Below are 23,389 nucleotides of genomic sequence, written 5' to 3' on the forward strand. Positions count from 1 at the left end.
TACGTCAAATTAGCAATCACCACTCAATGATCGCCGCGCCCCACGTCAAACCCGCCCCAAACGCGACGATCATGATGAGGTCACCACGCACCACGCGCCCGGAAGCCACCGCCTCATCCAGCGCGATGGCCACTGAAGCCGCCGACGTGTTGCCATAGCGGTCCAAATTCACAAACAACTGCTCGGGCTTTGCCCCCAGGCGGTCTCCGACCGCGTCAATGATGCGCCGGTTGGCCTGATGCGGGATGATGCATTTGATGCGCGAAATATCCAGTTCGCACTGTTTCATCGCCTCCTTGGCCGCCCCATACATGGCCTGCACGGCGTTTTTGAAGGTTTCCTTGCCGGTCATGCGCAGGTAGTGCTGCCGCGCGGCAACCGAATCCTGCGTTGCCGGGCAACGGCTGCCGCCACCCGGCATGTAGAGCAGATCCGCATTGTTCCCGTCCGCTCCCATGACCGCCGTCAAGAGGCCATGCGAATTCGGTCGGTTTTGCAAAATGGCCGCCCCCGCCCCGTCGCCAAAAAGGACGCATGTGTTGCGATCCGTCCAGTCCACGATGGAGGAGAGTTTCTCCGCACCGATGACAAGCACCGTGTCGTAGGTGCGCGAGGTGATGAATTGCTGGCCGATTTCGAGGGCGTAAATAAAACCCGAGCAGGCCGCTTCCACATCGAACGCCGCGGCCCGGCGCGCGCCGAGCTTGCGCTGCACAAGACAGGCCGTGTTCGGGAACGGCATGTCCGGCGTGATGGTCGCCACAATGATCAAGTCGATCTGCTCGGCCGTCACGCCTGCCATTTGCATGGCCTTGTGCGCAGCCAGCGCAGCCATGTCGGACGTGAATTCATCCTCGGCCGCAAGCCGGCGCTCACGGATGCCGGTGCGCGTCACGATCCACTCGTCCGAAGTCTCCACCAGCTTTTCCAGGTCGGCGTTCGACAGCACGCGCGCGGGCACGTAGGAGCCCACGCCGGTCACCGAACAAGTGCGGCCGACGAAGTTGTGCTTGGCCCGGGGATTTTTCAGGGAAGTCGTGGGTGTGGCACTCATGCTGTGGGAGAAGTTGCCGGCGTGGCCGCCGCCAGGGCGGCATCGGCGCGGGCGATTTGCGCCGCCAAGGTCTTGTTCAAGTCGTGTTTGATTTCCTGCGCTGCGACCCGCAGGGCGTTGGCGATGGCGCGGGCGCGGGATGAGCCATGGGCTTTGATGACCACGCCGTTCAGACCGAGCACCACGGCGCCCCCATAAACCTCCGGATCCAACCGCTGCTTGAGCGCCTTGAAGGCACCGCGGGCCAGGGCCGCCCCGACCTTGCGCATGGGCGTGGCGGTCAACTGTTGTTTCAACAGTCCGGCAATCGTCGAACTCAGGCTTTCCGCCGTTTTCAACACGACGTTGCCCGTAAAGCCATCCGTCACCACCACATCAACCGCATCGTCAAACAGGTCGAAGCCTTCCACGTAGCCAATGAAGTTCAAATCCAGAAGCCCACAAAGCCGCGCCGCTTCCCGGGTCAGGTCGTTGCCCTTCGATTCCTCGGAGCCGTTGCTGAGGACGCCCACCCGGGGCCGCTCATGACCGAGGATTTCGCGGGCATAGAGGCTGCCCATGACGGCAAATTGAGCGAGGTGCGTGGGTTCCGCCACGGCGTTGGCGCCGGCATCGAGCAGAACGAAGTCGCGCGAGCGGGACGGCATGCGACAGGCGATGGCCGGTCGTTCCACCCCGGGCAACCGGCCAAGCTTCATTGAACCGGCCACGAGCGCGCCCGTGTTACCCGGCGAAATGACGGCATCGGCCTTGTCATTGCGCACCAATTCAATCGCCCGGACCATCGAGGAATCCTTTTTTTTGCGGATTCCCTCGAGCGGGTTGTCGTCCATGGTCAGGACTTCGGTGGTGTGAATGATCTGAATACGCCGGTCGGTCAATCCGGCACGGGAAAGTTCGGTCTGAATGTCCCGTTCGTTGCCAACCAGAAGAACTGCCGAGATTTCCAAATCGGCTTCAAACGCCCGCCTCAACCCATCTATGACCACCCCGCAACCATGGTCACCGCCCATGACATCCACTGCCAGTCGCATAAATGAAAGAACGCGGAAAGCCCGGCTTTCCGCGTCCCGCGAACGGAAATCAGGCGCCCGCAGTAACGGTCACCACCTGCCGGCCCTTGTAAAAACCGCACGCCGGGCAAACCCGGTGCGGCATGTAGGGCGCAGCGCATTGGGGGCAGACGCCCAAAACGGGAAGCTTGAGCACGCTGTTGTAGGCCCGCCGCATGCGCTGACGGCTGTGTGACGGTTTACGTTTCGGAACACCCATATTGCTTAAATCCTATAATTTTAATTTGTTCAACTCGGCCAGGGCCGATGACGGAAGCCCCGCCTTCGCCCGATTTGACTTTTTCGACTTCCCGCGCGGGACGCCCGTCAAGCCGCTGCACTCCGGTTCGCAGGCCGGATGCTGCGGAAACCCGAGGAGAATATCTTCGCGAATGGGAGGCGTCAAGTCCACCAAGTCATTCGCCACCGGCACGGCATCCTCGCCTTCCAACGCCAGGTGGGCGACCCAATGGGGCAGTTCCAGATGAAAAACGAACTTCTTCAGGCAGCGAACGCACTGGCAGTCCAGGCGCAGGCTCAAATGCCCTTGCACAAGAATCGCATGCTCAAGCTTCTCCGCCTCCAGATCATAAACCAGCGGCGATCGGGCCTGAACCATTTCGTCGGTCAAACCAAGGTCCAATTCCTCCACCGGCAGCTCGCCCGCCAAGTGCAGCGAGTCGCGCAGCAAATGTTGAATGTTTACCTGTAACGGCATGGCAACCTAACGATGCGACGTTTGGAACTTGGCTTCAAGCGCAGCTTTGATGTGGGCCGGCACGAAGGCACTCACGTCGCCTCCCAACCGGCAGATTTCCTTGATCATCCGTGAACTCAAATACGTGTAGGTGTCCTTGGGCATCATGAAGATGGTTTCGACCCGCTCGTTCATGTTGCGATTCATCAGGGCCAGCTGAAATTCAAACTCGAAATCAGACACCGCCCGCAACCCGCGGACAATGGCCTGGGCGCCGCGCTGTTCCACAAAATCCACCAACAACCGGTCAAATGAATCCACCTCCACCGTTGGCAGGTGCTGAACCGACTCGCGCGTGAGCTGCATGCGTTCCTGAAGACTGAAGAGCGGCTGCTTCGCCTCGTTGTGAGCCACCGCCACGATCACGCGGTCGAACAACTTGGTCGCGCGCTGAATGACGTCCAGATGGCCGTTTGTCAGCGGGTCAAAACTGCCGGGACAAATGGCAATGCGCATGTCGCCAAGGTAGTTGATGGATGACGCAAGACGAGCACGAAAAAACACCGCGACCTCAGGCGGACGGTGTCGGTTGCCACGGCACCTCGTAAATGCGGACGGCGTTGCGAATGCCTTTGACCTCCACGGCCGAAAGCGGAAGGCACGTCGCCGCGAGCGCAGGTTCATCGCGCTGCAAATGCAGAAAGGTGGCTTCACTGATGATGATTCGGCCGCGGCCGGACACCGCTTCCAGGCGGCTGGCCAGATTAACATCCCGGCCAAAAACCGTGTAGTTGAGGATGTGCGCGTCCGACCCCATCAACCCGACCGCCGCCAGGCCGGTGTTGATGCCGGTCCCCAAGGACAGGAGCGGCAGCAGAGGAAGGCGAGGCCTGCCCTCCGGTTCTCGTTGTCGATTCGCGGCTTCAATCCGCTGGTTTTCGGCGGCGCGCGCTGCATTCAACTCGTGGATGGCGCGCTGCGCATCAATCGCCGCCCGCACGCATGTCACCGCATGGTGATTGTTGGGCGTGGGCGCCCCCCAAAAGGCCATCACACAATCGCCGATATACTTGTCGAGCGTGCCGTCATGTTGCTTCACCGTATCGGCCACCCGCGCGAGATACAAATTGACCGTGTTCAATGCCTCCCGCGCCTGAGCATCGATATGGGCGGACGCCTCGGGACCCGTTAGCCCGTGGTCCCGCACATAAGCTTCGGCCGCCTCCTGACTGACGTCGGTAAACTCGGTAAACCCGCGCACGTCGGCAAAAAAGACGGTGACTTCACGCCGTGCCCCACCCAGCGACAATTGCTTCGCTTCCAGAAGCTCATGCACCACATTCGGTGACACGATCCGCGAGAACACGGATTTCACCCGACGCCGCTCGGATTGCTCAAAGACCGCGCGCCACGCCGTCAAACATGCCCATGTCGCCAGGAGGGCTGCCGCCGGCAGCAACACGGGGAGCCAGATCCGCCACGCAATGTAAACCGCCACCGCCACCGCGATGAACACCATCAGCAACAAGGCCACACTCAGCGCAGCCGGAACCGTCCGCAACCGTGCGGCCAGAAAGCCCGCAAGCACGCCCAACAGCCCGATCAGGCACAATTCCCCGCCCCCGCTCAACCGGTGAATAAAGCGGTTCGTAATGATGGAATTCGCCACGTTCCAGTGCTTGCTGACGAGCAGCGTGTCCGCCCGTAACGGCGTCGCGCCATGATCCGTCAAGTCATTGCCCCCTGCCACAGCGGAGCCGATGATGGCAATTTTGCCGCGCCAGTCATCCGGCACCGCGGTGCTCCTGCCCCCCCATTGGTCGCGGCTCTCCGCGAGCAGCGCGCTGATCGGCTGGCGAAACAACTGCGGATCGTTGGGCGGGATGGTCCAGTCGATCCAGAGAAAGCCCTGCTGGTCCACCGGCAACACGCGTTCAACGCCGCCCGCGCCGCGGAGGACGATCCGTCCGTCTGGCAGGTCCACTGCGGCATGATTCAAATCAAGTTTCAGTGCCTGCGCGGCGATCACAATGCCCATGTGCCACACCCGCTCATCCCAAAACGGCTGGGCGCGGGCGGGCCAGCCAGGCGGCAGATTTTCCCCGACGAAATCTGCGAGCTGAAAATCCCCATCGGCATCCAGCGGGACGACAATCGAATCGCCATTTGCCCGGGGCAGAATGATTCTATCCTGTTCAACCTTCGCCTGCCGCAGGTCCACTCCCATTTCCGCATCAGCCTGGACTTTCAAAAACAACGGGTGCCAGTGGCGATACGTGCGGAACGCACGCACCCGGCGCAAAATGCCGTCGGAATCTTTTTCCGTGGAAATGTCGCCGACTGCTGCCGCATTCGTGCGAAAAAGATCGGGCACCTCCAGTTCGGGCGTGACCGCAAGAATGATGTTGCCCGCCTGCCGCATCTGGTCCGCCAGAAAATCGTCGGACTCCATCATCTCCCGGCCGGGCGGCTGCACAAAAGGATGGTCTGGCCGAAGTTCGCCAAACACCACGTCGAAGGCGACCGTTTTGGCGCCCTGCCGCGCGAGTTCCTGCACCACCCGCCCGTAAACTTGTCGCGGCCAATAGAGACCATAGTGATAGCCGAACGCGCCGTCGTGAACGGCCTGAATGCTGGCCTCATCAATGAATACAAAACCCAGATTGTCGGCGGTTGGTGGCCGGAAGCGCAGGGCCGAGCGGACCCGCCAATCGTAGGTGACGCGCTCCATCCGATCGATCAGGTCGGGGTTGAGAATCCGGAGCAGCAGGAGGAAACCGATGACGGCCGCTGTGATGAGAAGCGGGATGCGCTTGGGCGGCCAGAAATTCACTCGCGCAAGGAAACAAAAAAGCCAGAGCAACTCAAGGCTGCCCTGGCTGGGAAGTCAAATTACGCACCCCTAATTTGGCACTACTTGAAAGCCGGGGTGGCCTTGGGTAGGCGAAATGTAATGATTGGTGTGATCCTCGGGGAAGTGCTGGAGCCCGGGAGGCAAACCCGTCCGCGACGCATTCAACGCGTTTTGCAGGCCCTGCTTCTCGGGATCAGAGAGCGTGGTGATCTTTCCGGTGGAAATGTCAAACTGCTGCCCGGCAGCAACCGCCTGCGTCAGTGTGTTGCCCGAAGCGTCCACGTAGGCAATCACCACGGTGCCCGAAAGAACGCTCAAGATGCCGTCGGCGCTGATGGTGTAAACCGTGCCCCGAATGCCCGCCACACCGTTCGGGATCTTGATTTCGTATTTGGAACCCGCGCTGAGTTTCTTGACAGTGCCGAAAATGCGGCCCTTCCGCAGGTCGAGCTGGGTTTCAGAAATCTTGTCCGTCCCAGTGTCCGCCACCAGCAGCTTGTCGATGCCCATCGTGGCATTCTCGGTGATGCGGACGAAATCCTGATCCACTTTGGATTGGTGGCTCATTCCGGCACCGCTGCCCGCGCCGCCACCACCGATGGCTGAACCGCCACCGGTATTCTTGACGCCCAGCACCAAGTCCACCCGGGAACCTTCCGCCGTCTGCACAATGCTGCCGGCCTGCAACACATCACCCACTTTGAGCGGCTGCCAAACATTGTTGGCGTTCGCATAGCGCGCAGCGCCTTTGATGCGCACCACCTTGGCGCTGGCCTGGGTCATCTGTTGCGCGTTCACCGTAACAACCATGGCGCACGCAATGCCTGTCAGTAGCAGATACTTGGAAATGCTGGTAATGATTCTCATGATGGCACCTATCCTCGCTGATTTAGCTTTGCCGCCACTCTAAACCGCACCTCAAGGTTGTCAATTGAATATTCCTGAACTTTTTTGGGGGTTGTCGTTGAATGCCAACCATCTATTCTGGTCTGACCAAATCATGAAACTTTCCCACGGCCCACGTCGCCTCTTTCGGGCGCCCACTGCCCCTCGTGGGTTGATCGGCAGTCTGGCGTTTCTAACCATCGCATTAACGTTATCCATTGAGGCAAACGAGGTTCCTGTCACGGAACACGTCCTCCCCAACGGCATGCACATGTTGCTGCTGGAACGGCACGACGACCCGAGCGTCGCCGGCGGCTGGGTTGCCCACGTCGGAAGCGCCAACGAGCGCCCCGGCATCACGGGCATCGCCCACTTGTTCGAGCACATGATGTTCAAGGGCACGCCGACCATCGGCACCAAGGATCCCAAGCGCGATTTGGAAATCATGGCGGAACAGGAGCGCATCCGCGACCAGATGCGCGAAGAGGATGCAAAAATGCGGGCCGCCTACCGGCGCGGCGACATCGACGACATCACCAAGCCGGAGAACAAAACCGAGCGCTACAAAGAACTCGAAACGAAGTTCAACGCCCTGGTCCAGGAACAGCGGCAACTGCTCGTGAAAAACGAATTTGACCGCATTTACCGGTCGGCGGGCGGTTCCGGCATGAACGCATTCACCATGCAGGACATGACGGCCTATTTCATCAACGTCCCCGCCAACAAGCTCGAATTGTGGATGTGGATGGAGTCCGAACGCCAGTTGCATCCAGTGTTTCGCGAGTTTTACGCCGAACGCGACGTCGTTTACGAAGAGCGCCGCATGCGCACGGAATCGACCCCGTTGGGCAAATTTGAAGAAACATTCAACGCCATCTTTTGGGATGCGCTGCCCTACCACTGGCCGGTCATCGGATGGCCCTCGGATGTCGCGTCGATTTCAAAACCCGAAGCCGACGACTTTTACGCCACCTATTACTGCCCACAAAACATCACGCTGATCCTGGTCGGCGATTTCAAAACCGACGAAGCGGTCGCGCTGGCGGAGCGTTATTTTGGCCGCATTCCCCACGGCGCAAAGAACCCGCCCGATCTCGTCACGCTGGAGCCCAAGCAACTCGCCGAGAAACGCCTGAACGCCGCGGCGGAGGTAAATCCCCAGGTTGAAATCCAGTGGCACACCGTGCCGTTTGCCCATCGCGATTCCTACGCGCTCGAAATCCTCGGCCAGCTTCTTTCCACCCGCACGGGCCGGCTTTACAAAGGTCTGGTGCTCGGCAGCCAGGTCGCCACGGATGCTTACGCGGACCAGAACTCGATGAAACTGGCGGGCTACTTTGCCGCCGGCGGGGAGGCCCGGGAAGGCCACACCCCCGCGGAGGTGGAACAGGGCATTTACGCCGAAATCGACAAGCTCAAGCGGGAAGACGTGCCCGCGGAAGAACTGCAAAAGGTCAAAAACAACTTCGCCGCCGCCGAATATCGCAAACTGGCCTCCAACCAGGCCATCCTGTTTCAGCTCATCTTCAACGACGGCCTCGGCGACTGGCACGAGTTCAACAACGCCAACAAAAAAATTCAGGCCGTCACCGCCGACGACGTGAAACGCGTGGCCAGCACTTACCTGACGCGGGAAAACCGCGCGGTTGCCACTTACACTCGCAAAGCCTCCAACGCCTCCGCCCAATGATCACCCGCCATTTTCTCTCCGCCCTGTGTGGATTTGCCCTGCTGGGTTTCACCGCGTTTGCCAAGGAAAATCCCGCCGCCCCCCCGATCCCCAATCGGCCGGAAAAACTGACCTTTCCGACCCTGGATTACCAGCCGCCCGACCCGGCGCAGTTCCGCGTGCAACTGAAGTCCGGCCCCGTGGCCTACGTCGTTCCGGATCGCGAACGTCCGCTGATCAACATTTCCATTCTCGTTCATGCCGGTGATTACCTCGAACCGGCGGGCAAGGAAGGCGTGGCCGGCCTGACCGGTTACCTGCTGACGCACGGCGGAACCCAGAATCGCACCGCGGAAGATTTGGAGGAACGCCTTGCTTTTCTCGCCGCCAACCTCGGTTCCGGCGTGGGTGACACGCAGGGTTCCATTTCCTTGAACCTGCTGTCCAAGGACGCCGATGAAGGCTTCCAAATCCTCCGCGAAGTCCTGACGGAACCGCGTTTCCAGGAAGACAAGCTGGCGCTGCGCAAACAACAGATGCTGCAGTCGATGAAGGAACGCAACGACGATTCCGCGGACATCGAGGCGCGCGAGGACGGCTACCTCGCTTACGGCGAAAAATTCTGGGCGAACGGCGCGCCCACCGCCAAATCCGTTGAAGCCATCACCCGCGCTGACCTGCAGGCATTCCACCACCGGTGGTTCGTGCCCGGAAACTTCGTCATCGCGGTGAACGGTGATTTTGACCGCGACGCAATGATCGCGCGGCTGGAGAAACTGTTCGCCGGCTGGCCGTTCAAGGGCGAAACCCCGCCGCCCATCCCGACCGACACGCACATGGCCACACCCGCCGTTTACCTCGTCAACAAGGACGTCAATCAGGGCCGCGTTTCCATCCTGTTGCCGGGCATCATGCGTGACGATCCAGATTATTTTGCGGCCGCCATCATGAATGACATTCTCGGCGGCGGCGGCTTTACCTCGCGCATTGTCAACCGCGTCCGCTCCGACGAGGGGCTCGCCTATGCCGCGGGGTCCAGCCTGCCCGGCGGAGTTTACTACGCGCCGCCGTTTTCGGCCTCGTTCCAGACCAAATCCCGCACGGTGCCTTACGCCATTTCCATCGTGTTCGAGGAAATGAAACGCATGGCAGAAACGCCGGTATCCGACACCGAAATCAACACGAGCATCAACGGCATGATCGACCGCTTCCCGCGTGTGTTTGCAACCAAGGGCCAGATTGCCGGCACGTTTGCCCAGGACGAATTCACCGGCCGTTACGCCAAAGACCCGAACTACTGGAAGGACTACCGCAACCAAGTCCGCGCCGTCACCAAGGCGGGCATCGAACGGACCGCAAAACGCCTGCTCAAGCCGGACCGGGCCGTCATTCTTATCGTCGGGCAACGGGATGAAATTCTTCTGGGCCATCCGGATCATCCCGCACGGCTGCAAGACTTCGATGGCGGCAAACTCATTGACTGGCCTTTGCGCGACCCGCTCACGCTGGAGCCATTGACGGCGCCCAAGCCGATCACGCTGCCGGCGAAATAATTGCGGCCCGGCTTTTCCGCAACGTCTCAAAGGGCGAAACGTCAGCTGGCCAATGCGCCTTCCTTGCGCAGCGTGTGCTTCCGCCACAGGTAGAAGATGGCGGGATACACCATCAGTTCCATTAGAGTCGAGGTGACCACACCGCCGACCATCGGGGTGGCAATGCGCTTCATCACGTCGGCGCCGGTGCCGTGGCTCCAAAGGATCGGCAGCAGGCCCGCAATGATCACCGCGGCGGTCATGGCCTTCGGGCGGACACGTTTCACGGCGCCGTGGTAGATGGCGTCACGTAAACCTGCCAGGTTCGTGAGCAGCCCCCGCTTTTGCCATTCTTCGAAAGCGAGGTCCAGATAGAGCAACATCACCACGCCCGTTTCGGCATCCAGCCCGGCCAGCGCAATCAGGCCGACCCACACGGCCACGCTCAGGTTGTAGCCGCACAGGTGGATCATCCAGAACGCGCCCACGAGCGAAAACGGCACGGCGAGCAGCACGATGGCGGTTTTGACCGGCGACTTGGTGTTGAGGTAGATGATGAGCACGATGATGAGCAACGTCAGCGGCACGACGACGGAGAGGCGCTCTTTGGCGCGGAGCATGTATTCATACTGACCGCTCCAGAACACGTTGTAGCCCGTCGGCAACTGGATCGCGCCCCGGGCAATCGCCTCATCAATCACGCGTTTGGCGTTCGCTACATAGGTGCCCACATCCACGTCGCGGATGTCCACGTAGATCCACGCATTCGGCACGGCGGCTTCGCTCTTGATGGCCATGGGGGCGCTGACAATCCGCAAATCCGCCAACTCACCCAGCGGCACCTGCGCGCCGGAAGGCGTCGGAATCACGATGTCGTGCTTGAGCGCGTCAAGATTGGATCGGAAATCGCGATCGTAGCGGAGGTTGATGGTGTAGCGCTCCAAACCTTCCACCGTCGTTGCAATGGGCATGCCGCCCAGCGCCACCGCCAGCACGTCCTGCACATCGCCCACCGTCAGTCCGTAACGCGCGATGGCCTCGCGGTTGATTTCGAACTCAATGTAGGTGCCGCCCATCACGCGTTCGGCGTAGGCGCTGGCAGTGCCCGGAACGGTGCGAATCACCGCCTCGATCTGCGTGGCGATGCGTTCCAGTTCGGCCAGGTCCTGTCCCGCCACCTTGATGCCCACGGGCGTCTTGATGCCGGTGGACAACATGTCGATGCGCGTCTTGATCGGCATTGTCCAGGCGTTGGCCAGGCCGGGGAATTGCACCGCGTCGTTCAACGCATCCACCAATTCATCCGGTGTGCGGCGGCGGTGCGCAATGACACGGCCTTCCGCATCCTTGATGTCCACGGCAGGCCAGTCCGCCTCCGGCTTGAGCATGATGGTCGTTTCGATCATGTCCATCGGCGCGGGGTCGGTCGCCGTCTCGGCGCGGCCGATTTTGCCAAAAACATTTTTCACTTCCGGAAAGCTCTTGATGAGCTTGTCCGTCTGCTGCAGCAGCTCCCGTGCTTTGGTCGTGGAAACGCCCGGAAAAGTCGTGGGCATGTAAAGCAGGTCGCCCTCGTAAAGCGGCGGCATGAATTCGGACCCGATGTTCTGATAGGGAAAGGCGGTGCCGACCTTGCGGGCGAGTTCCTTCGTCGAACCTTCCGGCAGTGAATCCACCACCAGCTTGTTCCACGGGAAGAAAACCTGAATTACAATCAACGCCGCCCCCACCACCACAGGCCAACGCCAGCGGATCACCCAGTCCAGCAGCGGATGATACAATCGGATGAGCACACGGTTGACGGGGTTCTTTTCCTCCGGCGGAATTTTGCCACGGATGAAAAAGCCCATCAGGATTGGTGCAAGCGTGACCGACAGCAGCGCCGCCGCCGCCATTGAATAGGTCTTCGTAAACGCCAGCGGCTTGAACATCCGCCCCTCCTGCTCCTGCAAGGTGAACACCGGCAGGAAGCTGACCGTGATGACCAGCAGTGAGTAGAACAACGTCGGGCCGACTTCGACCGCGGCGTCGCGGATGATCTGCCAGTGCGGTTTCCGGCCGCCGTCATGTTCGAGGTGCTTGTGGGCGTTCTCGATCATGATGATCGCGGCGTCCACCATGGCCCCAATCGCGATGGCTATGCCGCCCAGCGACATGATGTTGGAACTGAGGCCCTGCCCTTTCATGATCAGGAACGACATCAACACCGCTGTGGGCAAAATCAGAATCGCCACCAGTGCGCTGCGGAAATGCAGCAGGAACAGCAGGCACACCAGGGCCACCACGATGCTTTCCTCGATCAGCTTTTCTTCGAGCATCCGGACCGCACGGTCAATCAGCGCGGTGCGGTCGTAAGCCACGTGGACTTTCACGTCAGGATATGCCTTCAGGGCTTCGGCCAGCGCATGTTTGATGTCGGTGATGACCTGGCGCGCATTCGCGCCGTAGCGGACCACGACAATGCCCCCGACGGTTTCGCCTTCGCCGTTGCGTTCGGCGATGCCGCGCCGCATGTCAGGCCCAAACTGCACGGTGGCCACATCGCGCAGCAAAATCGGCACGCCATTCGACCCCACCCCCACGGCCGTCTGGCGCAACTGATCGAGGTTGCTCAGGTAGCCTTTGACGCGCAGGATGAATTCCTTCTCGGACAATTCGAGCGCCCGTCCGCCGGCTTCGCCGGTGCTGCGTTTGATGGCCATTTCCACCATGGCCAGCGGCAGGTTGTAGGCCCGCAGTTTCACCGGGTCCACGGTCACTTGATATTGCTTCACGAAGCCGCCGACGGACGCGACTTCCGAAACGCCGTCCACGGCCGTGAGTTGATATTTCAAATGCCAGTCTTGCAGCGAACGCAGCTCCTGAAGATCACGCTGGTCCGATTCCAACGAATACATGAACGCCCAGCCCACCCCGGTGGCGTCCGGCCCGAGCGTGGGCGTGACCCCTTTGGGCAACTGGCCGCTGAGGCCATTGAGGTATTCGAGCACGCGGCTGCGCGCCCAATACGGGTCCGTGCCGTCCTCAAAAATCACGTAAACAAACGAGTAGCCGTAGAACGAATACCCGCGCACCACCTTGGCGTAGGGCACCGACAGCATCTTCGTCGTGATTGGATACGTGACCTGGTCCTGCACAATGCTGGGCGCCTGACCGTCCCACTCGGTGTAAATGATGACCTGCACGTCGGACAGATCCGGGATGGCGTCCACCGGCGTGTGCCGGACGGCATAAATGCCGCCCAGCACGAGGCCCAGCGTGGCCACGAGCACGAGGAACTTGTTCTTCAGCGAAAAATCAATGAGGCGCGTGAGCATGGTTCGTTCAGGTTGGTTCGAGCGCGTCGTCCGCGTGATCAGGGTTGATGCTCCTTCCGCCAGTGGTCTTCGGCGATTTTGCCATGGGGCACGGTGGACGTCGGCACCAGCTCCATCTCGCATTTCGGGCAGAAACCGGGCTTGTCCGAAACCACATCCGCGTGCGCCGCCATCGGACAGGTGTAAAGCGTTGGCAACGGCGTTTCCTTCTGCGGAGAGGACTGCAGTGACGTTTCGCGTGGTGACGGCTTTGCCATGACCGGAATCAACGTCATGCCGCAAAGCGGGCATTTGCCCGGCTTGCCTTCATGCACATTGGCATGCTCGGGCATCGGGCAGGTGTAATACTCGATGGCGCCGCCGGGCTGGATTTTTTTCAGGAGATCCGCCGAAACCGGCACGAGCGTCATGCCGCACAACGGGCATTTCCCCGGATGCTCGTATTCAATCGCCACGTGCTCGGGCATCGGGCAGATGTAAATCACCGCGGCCGCCGCCTGGCCCATTCCCGTCTCCGGTTCGCCAGCGGACGTGTTCGTGGTTTGCGTCGCCGGATGGGCCGCTTCGGCAGCGGGCGCATTCGGTTCCTGCATTTTCTGCATCGCCTCCCGCAACTGGCTTTCCGAATCGAGCAGGAACTGGCCCGACGTCACGATGCGTTCGCCGGCATGCAACCCGCTCAAAACCTGGATCAGGTCATGTTCGCCACGCGCGCCCAGCATGACGTTGCGCGGCTCAAATTTCCCACCGGGCAGCGCAATAAAGACCGTGTTCCGCTCGCCGCTGCGCAGCACCGCCATGTCCGGCACGAGCACGGCCGACGGCGCGAGCTCCGCCACCAGTTCCACCGAGGCGAACATGCCCGGCTTCAGAAAATAACCCGGGTTGTGAAATTCCATCCGCACGCGGGCCGTGCGCGTCATCACATCAATCGTCGGGTAAAGGTAGGTCACGCGGCCGCGAAATTTGCGGTCGGGCAGATACGACAGCGAAACCGACGCCTCCTGGCCGAGCCGGACGAACGGCAAATCCTGCTCGTAGATTTGCGCCTGCACCCAGACGATGCCGAGATTCGCCAGGCGATACAGCTTCATTCCGGCATCGACCATCTGGCCTTCGACCACCATTTTCTCGGTGACGAAGCCATCCATCGGCGCCTGGACCGTCAGGGTCTTTTGCGCAACGCGCGTTTTCTCCAGTTCGGCGATTTGGGCGTCGGAAACATCGTAGAACTTGAGCTTTGTCCGCGCCGTCTCACGCAACGCATCGCCACCGGGGCCGGGCGCCGCCTGCAGGGCGAGGAGGTATTCGGTCTGCGCGGTGTAAAGCTCCGGCGAATACACCGCGAACAGCGGATCGCCACGATGCACCTGCGCGCCGACGGCATCCACGTAAAGCTTCTCCACCCAGCCCTTGAACTTGGTCGTCACATCGGCCAGCGCGGTTTCGTCGTAGTCAATCGTCGCGACCGTGCGCACCACGCGACGCAGCGGACCGGCGGTCACGACGGCCGTGCGCAGGCCCATGTTTTGGATCGTGACCGGATCAATCGCGATGGTCGAATACGCTTCCGCCGTCGCGCCTTTGCCCGGCGTCTTGCGCATCGGCGTCAGCTTCATGCCGCAAATCGGACAATTGCCCGGGTGATCTTGAATCACTTGCGGATGCATGCCGCAGGTGTAGAGGGTTTTCTCCGCGGCGACGGCATGGGTGGTGCGTCCGGCGGATTTTCCGAGGAAGTAAGCACCAACCCCAACGGCGGCGAGCAATAGAACAAAGGCGAACAGTTTGAGCGATTTCATGGCATCAGTGGACGTGAGAATGGGACGAATCGGCGGCGGGCAGCAGCGGAGCCCCTTCGGGCGGCAACCCGGCAATGGACAACGAAATGTCCGCCAGCGCAATTTCGCGGCGCGTGCGCGCCTCCACGGCGGCAAGCTGGAAGTTCAGCAACGCCCGCTCGGCGTCGAGCAGGTTGAAAAAATCAATCTGCCCGCCGAGATAGCCCGCCCGCGCAATTTCGAGCGATTGGGCGGCCTTGGGAATCAGTTGTTCCTCCAGCAACGTCAGCGTGCGCGTCGCCTCGCGGTAGTCGTAAGCCTTCATCGCGAAGTCCACGGCCACCATGATTTGCTCCGCGTTCAGGCGCGCGGCGGCGGCACGCTGGTTCGCCTGGGCCGCGGCAATTTCGGCGGCAATTTTGTCGCGCCAGATGGGCAGCGTCATGCTGGCCTGCGGGCGATACATCGTCGGGCTTGCCTTGGCATCGGCCATCAGGCCGAGGCTGAAGTCTGGCACCTTGGACTTGCGCGCCATGGCGATCGCGGCCTCGGCCATCTGGACATCGGCCCGCATGGCGGCCAGCCGCGGGTTGCGCGCAAACGCCGTGGCGAGCAGTTCGTCACCGTTCAACGTGAGCGGCGTGGTGGCAAACGGCGCGGGCAGCGGTGGATCGGGCTGGGCGGGCGTCAAACCCAGCGCGCCCTTGAACCGGGCCAGCACCGGACCGCGCGAATCCTCAAGATTGGCGATCTCGGTTGTGAGTTGTTCCCGCTCAATCTGCGCGCGATACACATCCTGCAAGGTCACCTTGCCGACCTCATTCTGTGCGCGGGCGATTTGCTCCAGTTCCTGAAGCAGGCCCAGCATCTGCCGGTTGATGCGCACCTTTTCGTCGAGCGACCAAAGCTGGTAATACGACTGCTTGAGCGCGAAGGCGGTTTGCAGCACGGCATCCTCGAACGCGAAATATTTCGTCCGGCTCTCCGCCGTGGCGAGGTTGGCCGCGGCCTTGAGTTTGCCCGGGCCGGGAAATTCCTGCATCAGCCCGGGCATCACGGTCATGACCACGTCGGCGATGTCGGATTCGAAGGTGAGCTTCGGATCCGGCAGCGACCGCTCGATGGTGATGCGCTGCACCGAAGCGGCCCAATCATGGTAGGCCGCCACCACCTTGGGCTGGTTGAGCATCGCGTAGGTCAGGAAATTCGTGAACGGCGCGTTGGTGCTCAACTCGGGCAGAACGACTGCGCCGCCGGGGCGCAAGCTTTCCCCGACCGATTGCAATTCCGCCCTGGCCAGGCGTTCACCGGCGGTCGGAATGCCCTTGCAGCCGGCGAGCAACGCCAACAGCGCGGGCACCACCCCGGCGAACACCAACCGCCGGCCTGACCTTGTTCTTTTTTCTGCGTTCATTTGCTTCTCCAACCGCTGCGGGTCATGAACCCGCAAACTTCACTGACGCCGCCTGCCACCATTCGAAATGAATTCGTAACTTGGCGCGTTGCCTCGCAACGCGGTGGCCACGGCGCACGAGAACCGGGCACACTACGGGCGTAGCCGGCGGGAAGCTCAGATCAGCAGCGCACAATTCAGCCGGAAGAGGGGCTGAAGCGTCGCCGGCCGGGGGGAGCCGGCCAAGGAGGATGAGGGCAAGTTCGCGGCAGCGGCGGGCGTCATCTGCCCGGCCGCGACGGGAACGAGGACGAATTGATGAGTGGAACTCGGGAGAGCCGTGGATTCGACCGGCGCCGCAGAGCCGCCGTCAGGCTGATCAACATGACATTGGCAGTCTTCGCCACAGCAACTGGCCTTGGGCGCGCAAGGCCTGCTGCTCACCGGAGTGGCAATCGCCGTCGATTGCGCCACGATGAGCAGCAGGCTGAAAAGAATGGCGGCCAGTCGTTTCACGACCATTCAGGGAGGACTTACTTCTTCACGTTGGCGGCTTCGATCTTCTTTAAGTAAGCCTCAGGATCCTTGTCGAATTTCTTCAGGCACTTTTTGCAGCACAGGCGGACTTCGTGCCCCTTGTAATCGAACACATAGGGCTTGCCCATGTCGTCCAGCTTCTCGCCCGAAACCACGCAGGTTGTCAGCGGATAAGCCGGCTTGGCTTTCGCGTCGGCCTTGCCTTCGGCCATAACATTTGTCGCGAGGGCCGACAAAAACAGCGCCGCAGCGCCCAGACAGATCAACTTGTTGAGTTTATTCATGGATACTTCGTTTGGATTGTTTCCAGACAACTGGCTGCGTTCACACGAACGCTTCTTCCTTCACTTACACCGTTGCCGGACAAATCCCACAAAAAACTTTGCCCGCCGGCCGCCCCGTCCCGAAAGGACATTTCAAGCATCAGCAATTCAACAGGATACGACTACACCCTCCAAGGAAGAAAGCCCCGCAAATGCGGGGTGAAGGAGTTTTGAAGCGGATGAATGGGTGAAGCGGCTGAAACAGCCTAGGCGGCGGGAATGAATCCTTCGGCAAGTGATTGCCACTCGCGAACGGCACAGGTTGAGGCGATGTAACAAAGCACGCCCAGCCTTATGCAAGCGGTGTGCCAGCCCACGAACGCCGGGCAACGGCGCGGAAAACCGGGGAATTGGCGGACAATCGTAAAAACCCACACTCATCTGCGCATGGTTTCGGTGTTGCCTTCCGCCCAGCGCGCACAATCGCCGCCAAGCCTTCCGGCTCGACGCGACGTCGACGGCCTCAGGGATACGTCAAGCGGAAGAACCGGGCGCCGTCCGTGGGCGAAATCGTCATTTCCCACCGGTCGCCGACGAGCTGGGGGGAACCCGCGGCGGGCGACCACGCATCGGCGGCGAAGTTCGTGCGTGATTCCAGATGAAAACTGGCAGCCTCCACGGGCCAGGACAACTGGACCCCGCCCCCCACCAAGCCGGCCGACAGCACCGGATTGGCCGCGCTCAACAGTTGATCCGGTCCGACCACCTGCGCCGCCATGATTTCCTTCGGTGTCAATGCGCCGTTGAAAATGCGGAATTCGTCGAGGCTGACGTCCAGGTAGGCATCATTCGCGTAAAGCGAACGGGCGAGATAGTTAAAGACGTCGTTCACCGCGCTCAACGGCACGGTCACGTTGTTGTTCTGCGAGACGAGCACGCCGTTCGTGTAAAGCGCCATGTAGCCTGCGGGTGGATCGAACACCGTCGTCACATGCACCGTTTGTCCGCTCCAGTTGCCGCCGCCGCCGGTCCCCTGTTCGCCCGAATAATTGGTGCCCGTAATCGCGATGCGCCCGTCCTTGGGCTGGCAAAAAATGTAATCGACGCCCTCGCTGCCGTTCTGGTCGCCGAAACCGAAGAAGAAGCACGCGTTGGGCAGCGTGCCAAACGTGGCCCATGCATCGATGGTAACCGCCGCGTAATTGCTCAAAATCCCCGACGGAAGGTTCACGTATTGCTGGCTGCCAGCCGCCAGCGCCAGCTGACCGCCGCCAAATGTGCCGCCGTTGGGCAAAGTGCCGTTCCAAGCCGATCCGCCGACGGAATCGGCGACATTCGTGCCCGAGGATTCGCTGAAGCTGTAGCGATGCGCCAACACCGGCGGGAGGTAAACGACCTGCACGGTTTGCGTGGCCGTCAGCCCGAGGCTCGCATAGCCCGCCACGATGTCCGTCGTGCCCTTCGCCACCCCGGCGACGTCGCCATAAATGTCCACCGTGGCCACGTTGGGATTGAGCGACTGATAGGTGATGGCGTGGTTGGCGTTCGTGGTGAGGTTCACCCATTCGCCCGCCTTGCGGCCCCAAACGGTGGCGGCATATTTCTGCCCGTTCGTAATCGGCGACGGCACTTGCAGCAGCAGGCTGGTGTAATTGCTGATGCCGTCTGGGGTCAGCCGCAGCACCGAAAGCGAATTGGCCGGCAACGTGAGGGTGAAATTCGTGCCCGCGTGGTCGATCACGTTCGTGGCCGGAAATACCTTGACCGGCTGCGCCAGTGAATTTTCGTCCGCGGCACTGCCGGAGGTCAGTTGAATCAACGTGGCATTGGTCTGCACCGCGGTCACGCCGGTCAACTGAAACGTCGTCGGCAGCGGCTGGCCGTAGGGATTCACCGCCTTGACCACCACCTGTCCGCTCGCCTGGTCGAACACTGACGACGCATACAGTCCCGCCGTCGTCGTCGCCGGATACGTCACGTCCTGAATGAGCGTGCCATTCAAGTAACACTGAATGCGCGGCCCGCTCAGCACAATCGTGATGTCATACCATTGTCCGGTCACGATGCTGTCGGCGTTGCGCGTTCCGAGGGTCGTCTTGGCGCCGTTCACATTTTGCTCGATGCCATCGAGCGTGTTGCCCCAGCCGCCAATGTTGAGCCAGGTCCAGTTGTTGTCATCGAGCCAGTTGAACAGGATGAGAAAGCCTTCGCTGCCGCCGACCTTGCGGGCCTGGAGCGTGATGGTGTAATTCGCCCAGTTGGTGTCGCCCGTGGTGGAACGGCAATCGGTCGTGGCCGCCGAGGTCTGCTGATAGACGCCACCACTCGTGCTCCAGTTGCCGTTGTAAACGCGCCAGCCGTTGGTGCCCTGATTCACGAAGTCGCTCTGGTAAAGCGTAACGCCGTTGCTGGTGACCACAAGGTTGGTGTATTGCACGGAGGTGCTCCAGGAGCCGACCCCGATGGCGCCCCGCGGCGCCGGATTGGTGGTGCTGTTGGGCGCCACCACGCTGATGGGCAGCACGGCCTGCCCGCGATTGCGGCTGAACAACTGCTGCACATAATACGACGGCGTGCCGAAACAGCGGGAGCTGTCGTAGTAAATCAAATCAGGATGCCACTGGATGCCGTTCACGTTCGCAAACAACGGCGCGTAGGACGCGAGCTCGACCACGTCGGAATTCCGCTCCATGCCGGTCATGAACGCGGCCTCGCCGAGCGCGGCCGCGAGATTGCCATAGGCGCCGTAACCCGAAGTCACGGCGTATTCGCCAACAAACACCTTCGGTCCGCTGCGGCTGTAGTTGTCGTATTTCGTCGCGTAGGAGATGAATGTTGCCGGACTCGAATAGTAATGTTCATCGCGAATTTCCACGGGCCGGCTCCACGGCGTTGCGCCCCACACGGGCGAAATCAACCGCACCTCGGGATATTTCGCCTTGATGGCGTCGTAAAACAACGTGTAGCGCTCGTTGTAGTAGGAACCGCCGTTCTCGTTGCCGATTTCGAGATACTTCAAATGGTAGGGCGCGGGATGACCGTTGGCGGCGCGCAATGCGCCCCACGTCGTGTTCGTGTCGCCGTTGGCGTATTCGATCAGGTCCAGCGCGTCCTGCACCCACGGCCCCATTTGATCGAGCGGCACCGTGTTGTTCGTGCTGCCATTGTAATTCAACATCAGTCCGGCATTGATCCCGTAGAGCGGCTCCATCCCCATGTCCTCGCACTGGCGGAAAAACTCGTCGAGGCCGTAGCCATCGGTGGACCAGTAACCCCACGAGTCGTTCAGATGTCCGGGCCGCGTGGCCGGATCGCCGATGGTTTTCTTCCACCGCACGGCGTTGGTGACGTTGAAACTCTCAATGAAGTTGCCGCCCGGATAGCGCAAGAACGAAGGCTGCAAGTCGGCGAGCTTGCTGGCCAGATCCAACCGGAAACCATTGGTCCGGCCGGCGAAGGTTGCGCGGGGAAAGAGCGACACTTCATCCAGCCAGATGGTGCCGGCGCTCGCGATGCGCGCCACCAGACGGGCGCTGGCATCCGTGCTGTTGGCCACAAGGGCCGCCGTAAAGTGCTGCCAGTTTGTGGTCAGGCCACCAAACGAAGCCTGCGCATAGGTCTGGCTGCCGTCCGCACTTTCCAGCCGAACAGTGACAGAGCCGGAAAAGCCGCCCGCAGCGCGCGCATAGAATCCCAGGTCATACGTGGCGCCCGCTTGCAGCGCGATGCCCCAGTAACCGGAATTGGCCGCGCCCACGCTGCCCACCCCGGACAGCAGGGTCAGGCTTAGCGAGCGGAGGTTGTTCGGGTTGAGCGGCAGCGAAGTATCCACGCTCATCTGGCCGGTGGCCGTGCCCTGGGTCACGAACGACCAGAAATCCGGGTTGCCCGAACTGGCGAAGGAGCGGTTGCGCACAAGCTCGCCGTAAAGCCCGCCATCGCCCGCGTAATTGATTTCCTCGAAGAAGATGCCGAACAGGTTGGAACTGGCCACCGCGCCGGGCTGGTCCACCTGGACGGTGACCGTGGCGGAACCATCTTGTCCGCGGGCGTGCACCGCGAGCAAACCGGCCAGCCCCAGAATACCAAGGTGCAATTTCGAGTGTTTCATGGATTAAGGATATATCAGGCGAAAGAAAACGCTGCCGGCGGCGTTTACGGGCAGGCTCACTTGGTTGGTGTTCTCCGACCCCGCCACGTCCACCCAGTCGGTGCCGAGGCCCGTGGTCAGGGTGTTGGTCTGCATCTGAAGTTTGCAGCCCACATAATTCGCCGGCCACGAGCAATTCAGCAGGTCCCCGTTGATGGAGGTCAACAGGGTTGTTGGCTCGGCAGGTGGAGGGGCTTGGTTGTTTTTCAGCCGCGTGATCTCGGCGTCGCTCAGGGCGTAGTTGAAGAGGTGCAGTTCGTCGAGTTGGCCGTTGAACGGCGGGTCGGGCCACTGGCTTTTGCCGAGATAATTCAGCGCGGGATCGAAGCTTGCGGGCGTAATGGTCACGGCTTTGTTCGTCGCCACGGGCTGGCCGTTGAGATAGAGCTTCATCGTGCTGCCGTTGCACGTCACGGCCACATGCTGCCAGCCGCCGGTGGCCAGCGGCGCGGTTTCGACGATCTGCTCGCCGCCGGAACTGTTCGTTGTGATGGCAAAACGCAACGTGCCACTGCCGCTGCTGGGCGTGAGGAACAGGTATTGCATGGTGCCGTTGCCGAAATCAAAGATGCGTTGCCACGCGTTGCCGCCGTTCCAATAAACCCACGCGGCGACGGTGAAATTCGTCACGCCACTCATCAAGTTTGCGGGCAACATGAAGCTCTGGCTGGAACCGTCAAAGGCCGCAGCGGAACCAAATTTGCCGGCGCCGTAAGCAGGCGTGCCATTGGTGACGATGGGGTGATTGGCGTTGCGGGAGCTGTCGGCCAGGTTTCCATCGAACGAGTATTTCGCGATCAGCGCGTTGCCGCCAGTCGGCTGCGCGATCACTTGCGCCGAGTTCGCGGAGGCGTTCAACGAGCGGTCCACCGCCTTGACGACGTAGTAATAATTCTTCGGTTCATTCGCAAATTTGTCGGTGAACGAATTGGTCGTCAGCCCCCGCGCGCAAATTTCGTAAGGCCCGCTGGAATTGGTGCTGCGCAGCACGGTGTAACCGGCGAAGTCAGGCGCACTGCTCGCGGTCCAGTTCAATTGCACCGAGCGCGCGTTCGCCACGGCGCTCACGCCGGTCGGCGGCGGCGGAGCCACGAATTCCACGGCGGCATTGGTCGGAATGAACCGCCATTCATGGTCGAGCGTGCCGTTGTCGTCCCATTGTAAAATCGTCGCCCCATTGGCCGTGGACGCGCCGTTGACGGCCATGACCTTGTTGCACCAGCGGGTGCGGATCTTGAACCAGCCGTTGGTAGTGTATTGCAAGATCCACTGTTCAAAAATGTTTGTTCCGCCGCTCCATTGTTGAATCGTTGCCCCATTGGCATACGAGCCACCCTGCACATCCACGGTCACGCCACTGTGCGCCGCCGTAATGGTGTAATAGCTGTAGTCGCCGCCAAACGTGTTCGGCAACGGATTGACGTCCCATTGCTGATTGAGTCCGTTGGTGTAGGTGCTTTGGGTGAGTTGCACGCCGTTGGCCAGGCTGCTGTTCGGCACTTGGAGCACTTTTCCACTGTTGCGATTGACGATGAGATAACGGCCATTGATCAGCGGCGGCACATCCGCACCCCAGGTGATGTTCACCACTTTCTCCGCGTTGCGGTGCGCAGCCGATCCGTAGGTGCCATCTCCTGTCGTCGTCACCGTATAATCACGCCTCGGCCCGTCGCCGTCGTAAAACACATCACGATCTTTGGAGAAAAAACGGTAAGTGGTCGGCAACGCCTGGCGCTCCGATTCGCCGACAAATGCCTGCACCGCGCCGTTGGTGCCCCGATAAACGGAAGCCGCCGTCCAATTGTCACGGTGTTCCGCATAAGCGAGCCGTTTCCCGCTGCTGGCCTTGACGAATTCGCCGCGCGCCCGCTCCGCCGCGCCCCACCAGATGCCGGTGTTCAAGCCGTATTCCACCCCGACCATGGCCTCCATCACATTGTGCATCTCGTCATCGGTGGCATGATCGCCGCTGGTCGAGACGTTTTGAAAGAAACTGGCGAAGTTGTCGAAATTTCCCGCGAGCTGGTGCGTGTTGCCTTCATCCAATCTTGGCTTAAGAAAGTTATACCAGAAATTTGCCGCATCCGTGTTGAGCGTGTTGCCGCCGCTGATGCGGATGTTGTTGGTGACGATGATGGAATTGGTGACCAGAAGGCCGGTGGTGTCGTAAAACTTCTGCTGGCTGGCCTGACGTTCCGCCCGGTA

15 protein-coding genes are annotated in these 23,389 nt (G+C 61.0%); 2 read left to right on the forward strand and 13 right to left on the reverse strand.

Annotation, left to right across the window (positions count from 1 at the left end; all coding sequences use genetic code 11):
* Positions 1 to 16: 16 nt before the first annotated feature.
* The 7 genes from VFV96_10170 to VFV96_10200 form a co-directional block, all read right to left on the reverse strand.
* On the reverse strand, positions 17 to 1,054 hold the full coding sequence (locus VFV96_10170) for a beta-ketoacyl-ACP synthase III (protein ID HEU5070759.1): 1,038 nt from the start codon (positions 1,052 to 1,054) through the stop codon (positions 17 to 19).
* The gene (plsX, locus tag VFV96_10175) at positions 1,051 to 2,088 is read right to left on the reverse strand and encodes a phosphate acyltransferase PlsX (protein HEU5070760.1); all 1,038 of its coding nucleotides are present in this window, start codon (positions 2,086 to 2,088) and stop codon (positions 1,051 to 1,053) included. Before plsX ends, VFV96_10170 begins: the two co-directional genes overlap by 4 nt.
* Before the next feature lie 49 nt (positions 2,089 to 2,137).
* The gene (gene rpmF, locus VFV96_10180; protein ID HEU5070761.1) at positions 2,138 to 2,326 is read right to left on the reverse strand and encodes a 50S ribosomal protein L32; all 189 of its coding nucleotides are present in this window, start codon (positions 2,324 to 2,326) and stop codon (positions 2,138 to 2,140) included.
* A 12-nt stretch (positions 2,327 to 2,338) separates the two neighbouring features.
* Positions 2,339 to 2,824, reverse strand: coding sequence for a YceD family protein (locus VFV96_10185; GenBank protein HEU5070762.1), 486 nt, complete (start codon positions 2,822 to 2,824; stop codon positions 2,339 to 2,341).
* 6 nt (positions 2,825 to 2,830) lie between these two features.
* The gene (gene coaD, locus VFV96_10190) at positions 2,831 to 3,319 is read right to left on the reverse strand and encodes a pantetheine-phosphate adenylyltransferase (protein HEU5070763.1); all 489 of its coding nucleotides are present in this window, start codon (positions 3,317 to 3,319) and stop codon (positions 2,831 to 2,833) included.
* A gap of 55 nt (positions 3,320 to 3,374) precedes the next feature.
* Positions 3,375 to 5,636 (reverse strand): adenylate/guanylate cyclase domain-containing protein, encoded by a 2,262-nt coding sequence (locus VFV96_10195; protein HEU5070764.1) that lies wholly within the window; start codon positions 5,634 to 5,636, stop codon positions 3,375 to 3,377.
* 69 nt (positions 5,637 to 5,705) lie between these two features.
* Positions 5,706 to 6,524: a FecR domain-containing protein gene (locus VFV96_10200; protein HEU5070765.1), complete on the reverse strand. Its 819-nt coding sequence runs from the start codon at positions 6,522 to 6,524 to the stop codon at positions 5,706 to 5,708.
* A gap of 133 nt (positions 6,525 to 6,657) precedes the next feature.
* On the opposite strand from VFV96_10200, the gene VFV96_10205 reads away from it, so the two are divergent.
* Together VFV96_10205 and VFV96_10210 are read left to right on the forward strand one after the other, a co-directional pair.
* Entirely contained in the window at positions 6,658 to 8,232 is a 1,575-nt protein-coding gene (locus tag VFV96_10205; GenBank protein HEU5070766.1) for a pitrilysin family protein, read from the forward strand.
* Positions 8,229 to 9,764, forward strand: a complete 1,536-nt coding sequence (locus tag VFV96_10210) for a pitrilysin family protein (GenBank protein ID HEU5070767.1) — start codon at positions 8,229 to 8,231, stop codon at positions 9,762 to 9,764. The genes VFV96_10205 and VFV96_10210 overlap by 4 nt, the downstream gene beginning before the upstream one ends.
* A gap of 41 nt (positions 9,765 to 9,805) precedes the next feature.
* Here VFV96_10210 and VFV96_10215 read toward each other — a convergent pair whose 3' ends face one another.
* The 6 genes from VFV96_10215 to VFV96_10240 all read right to left on the reverse strand — a co-directional run.
* Positions 9,806 to 13,060 (reverse strand): efflux RND transporter permease subunit, encoded by a 3,255-nt coding sequence (locus tag VFV96_10215; GenBank protein HEU5070768.1) that lies wholly within the window; start codon positions 13,058 to 13,060, stop codon positions 9,806 to 9,808.
* A gap of 38 nt (positions 13,061 to 13,098) precedes the next feature.
* Complete coding sequence (locus tag VFV96_10220; protein HEU5070769.1) at positions 13,099 to 14,862, reverse strand: efflux RND transporter periplasmic adaptor subunit; 1,764 nt, start codon at positions 14,860 to 14,862, stop codon at positions 13,099 to 13,101.
* Between the two features lie 4 nt (positions 14,863 to 14,866).
* Positions 14,867 to 16,255: a TolC family protein gene (locus VFV96_10225; protein ID HEU5070770.1), complete on the reverse strand. Its 1,389-nt coding sequence runs from the start codon at positions 16,253 to 16,255 to the stop codon at positions 14,867 to 14,869.
* Positions 16,256 to 16,767: 512 nt separating this feature from the next.
* Positions 16,768 to 17,055, reverse strand: coding sequence for a hypothetical protein (locus VFV96_10230; protein HEU5070771.1), 288 nt, complete (start codon positions 17,053 to 17,055; stop codon positions 16,768 to 16,770).
* A gap of 502 nt (positions 17,056 to 17,557) precedes the next feature.
* Positions 17,558 to 21,145, reverse strand: coding sequence for an alpha-L-arabinofuranosidase C-terminal domain-containing protein (locus tag VFV96_10235; GenBank protein ID HEU5070772.1), 3,588 nt, complete (start codon positions 21,143 to 21,145; stop codon positions 17,558 to 17,560).
* Between the two features lie 3 nt (positions 21,146 to 21,148).
* The coding region (locus tag VFV96_10240) for an RICIN domain-containing protein (protein ID HEU5070773.1) at positions 21,149 to 23,389 on the reverse strand (2,241 nt) is incomplete at its 5' end.

It is taken from the genome of Verrucomicrobiia bacterium (genome assembly GCA_035765895.1).
GTDB lineage: Bacteria > Verrucomicrobiota > Verrucomicrobiia > Limisphaerales > DSYF01 > DSYF01.

Excerpts from the sequence above, each read along its gene's own strand:
- VFV96_10170 (HEU5070759.1), bottom strand. The coding sequence starts at position 1,054 with ATGAGTGCCACACCCACGACTTCCCTGAAAAATCCCCGGGCCAAGCAC.
- plsX (HEU5070760.1), bottom strand. The coding sequence starts at position 2,088 with ATGCGACTGGCAGTGGATGTCATGGGCGGTGACCATGGTTGCGGGGTG.
- rpmF (HEU5070761.1), bottom strand. The coding sequence starts at position 2,326 with ATGGGTGTTCCGAAACGTAAACCGTCACACAGCCGTCAGCGCATGCGG.
- VFV96_10185 (HEU5070762.1), bottom strand. The coding sequence starts at position 2,824 with ATGCCGTTACAGGTAAACATTCAACATTTGCTGCGCGACTCGCTGCAC.
- coaD (HEU5070763.1), bottom strand. The coding sequence starts at position 3,319 with ATGCGCATTGCCATTTGTCCCGGCAGTTTTGACCCGCTGACAAACGGC.
- VFV96_10200 (HEU5070765.1), bottom strand. The coding sequence starts at position 6,524 with ATGAGAATCATTACCAGCATTTCCAAGTATCTGCTACTGACAGGCATT.
- VFV96_10205 (HEU5070766.1), top strand. The coding sequence starts at position 6,658 with ATGAAACTTTCCCACGGCCCACGTCGCCTCTTTCGGGCGCCCACTGCC.
- VFV96_10210 (HEU5070767.1), top strand. The coding sequence starts at position 8,229 with ATGATCACCCGCCATTTTCTCTCCGCCCTGTGTGGATTTGCCCTGCTG.
- VFV96_10215 (HEU5070768.1), bottom strand. The coding sequence starts at position 13,060 with ATGCTCACGCGCCTCATTGATTTTTCGCTGAAGAACAAGTTCCTCGTG.
- VFV96_10220 (HEU5070769.1), bottom strand. The coding sequence starts at position 14,862 with ATGAAATCGCTCAAACTGTTCGCCTTTGTTCTATTGCTCGCCGCCGTT.
- VFV96_10225 (HEU5070770.1), bottom strand. The coding sequence starts at position 16,255 with ATGAACGCAGAAAAAAGAACAAGGTCAGGCCGGCGGTTGGTGTTCGCC.
- VFV96_10230 (HEU5070771.1), bottom strand. The coding sequence starts at position 17,055 with ATGAATAAACTCAACAAGTTGATCTGTCTGGGCGCTGCGGCGCTGTTT.
- VFV96_10235 (HEU5070772.1), bottom strand. The coding sequence starts at position 21,145 with ATGAAACACTCGAAATTGCACCTTGGTATTCTGGGGCTGGCCGGTTTG.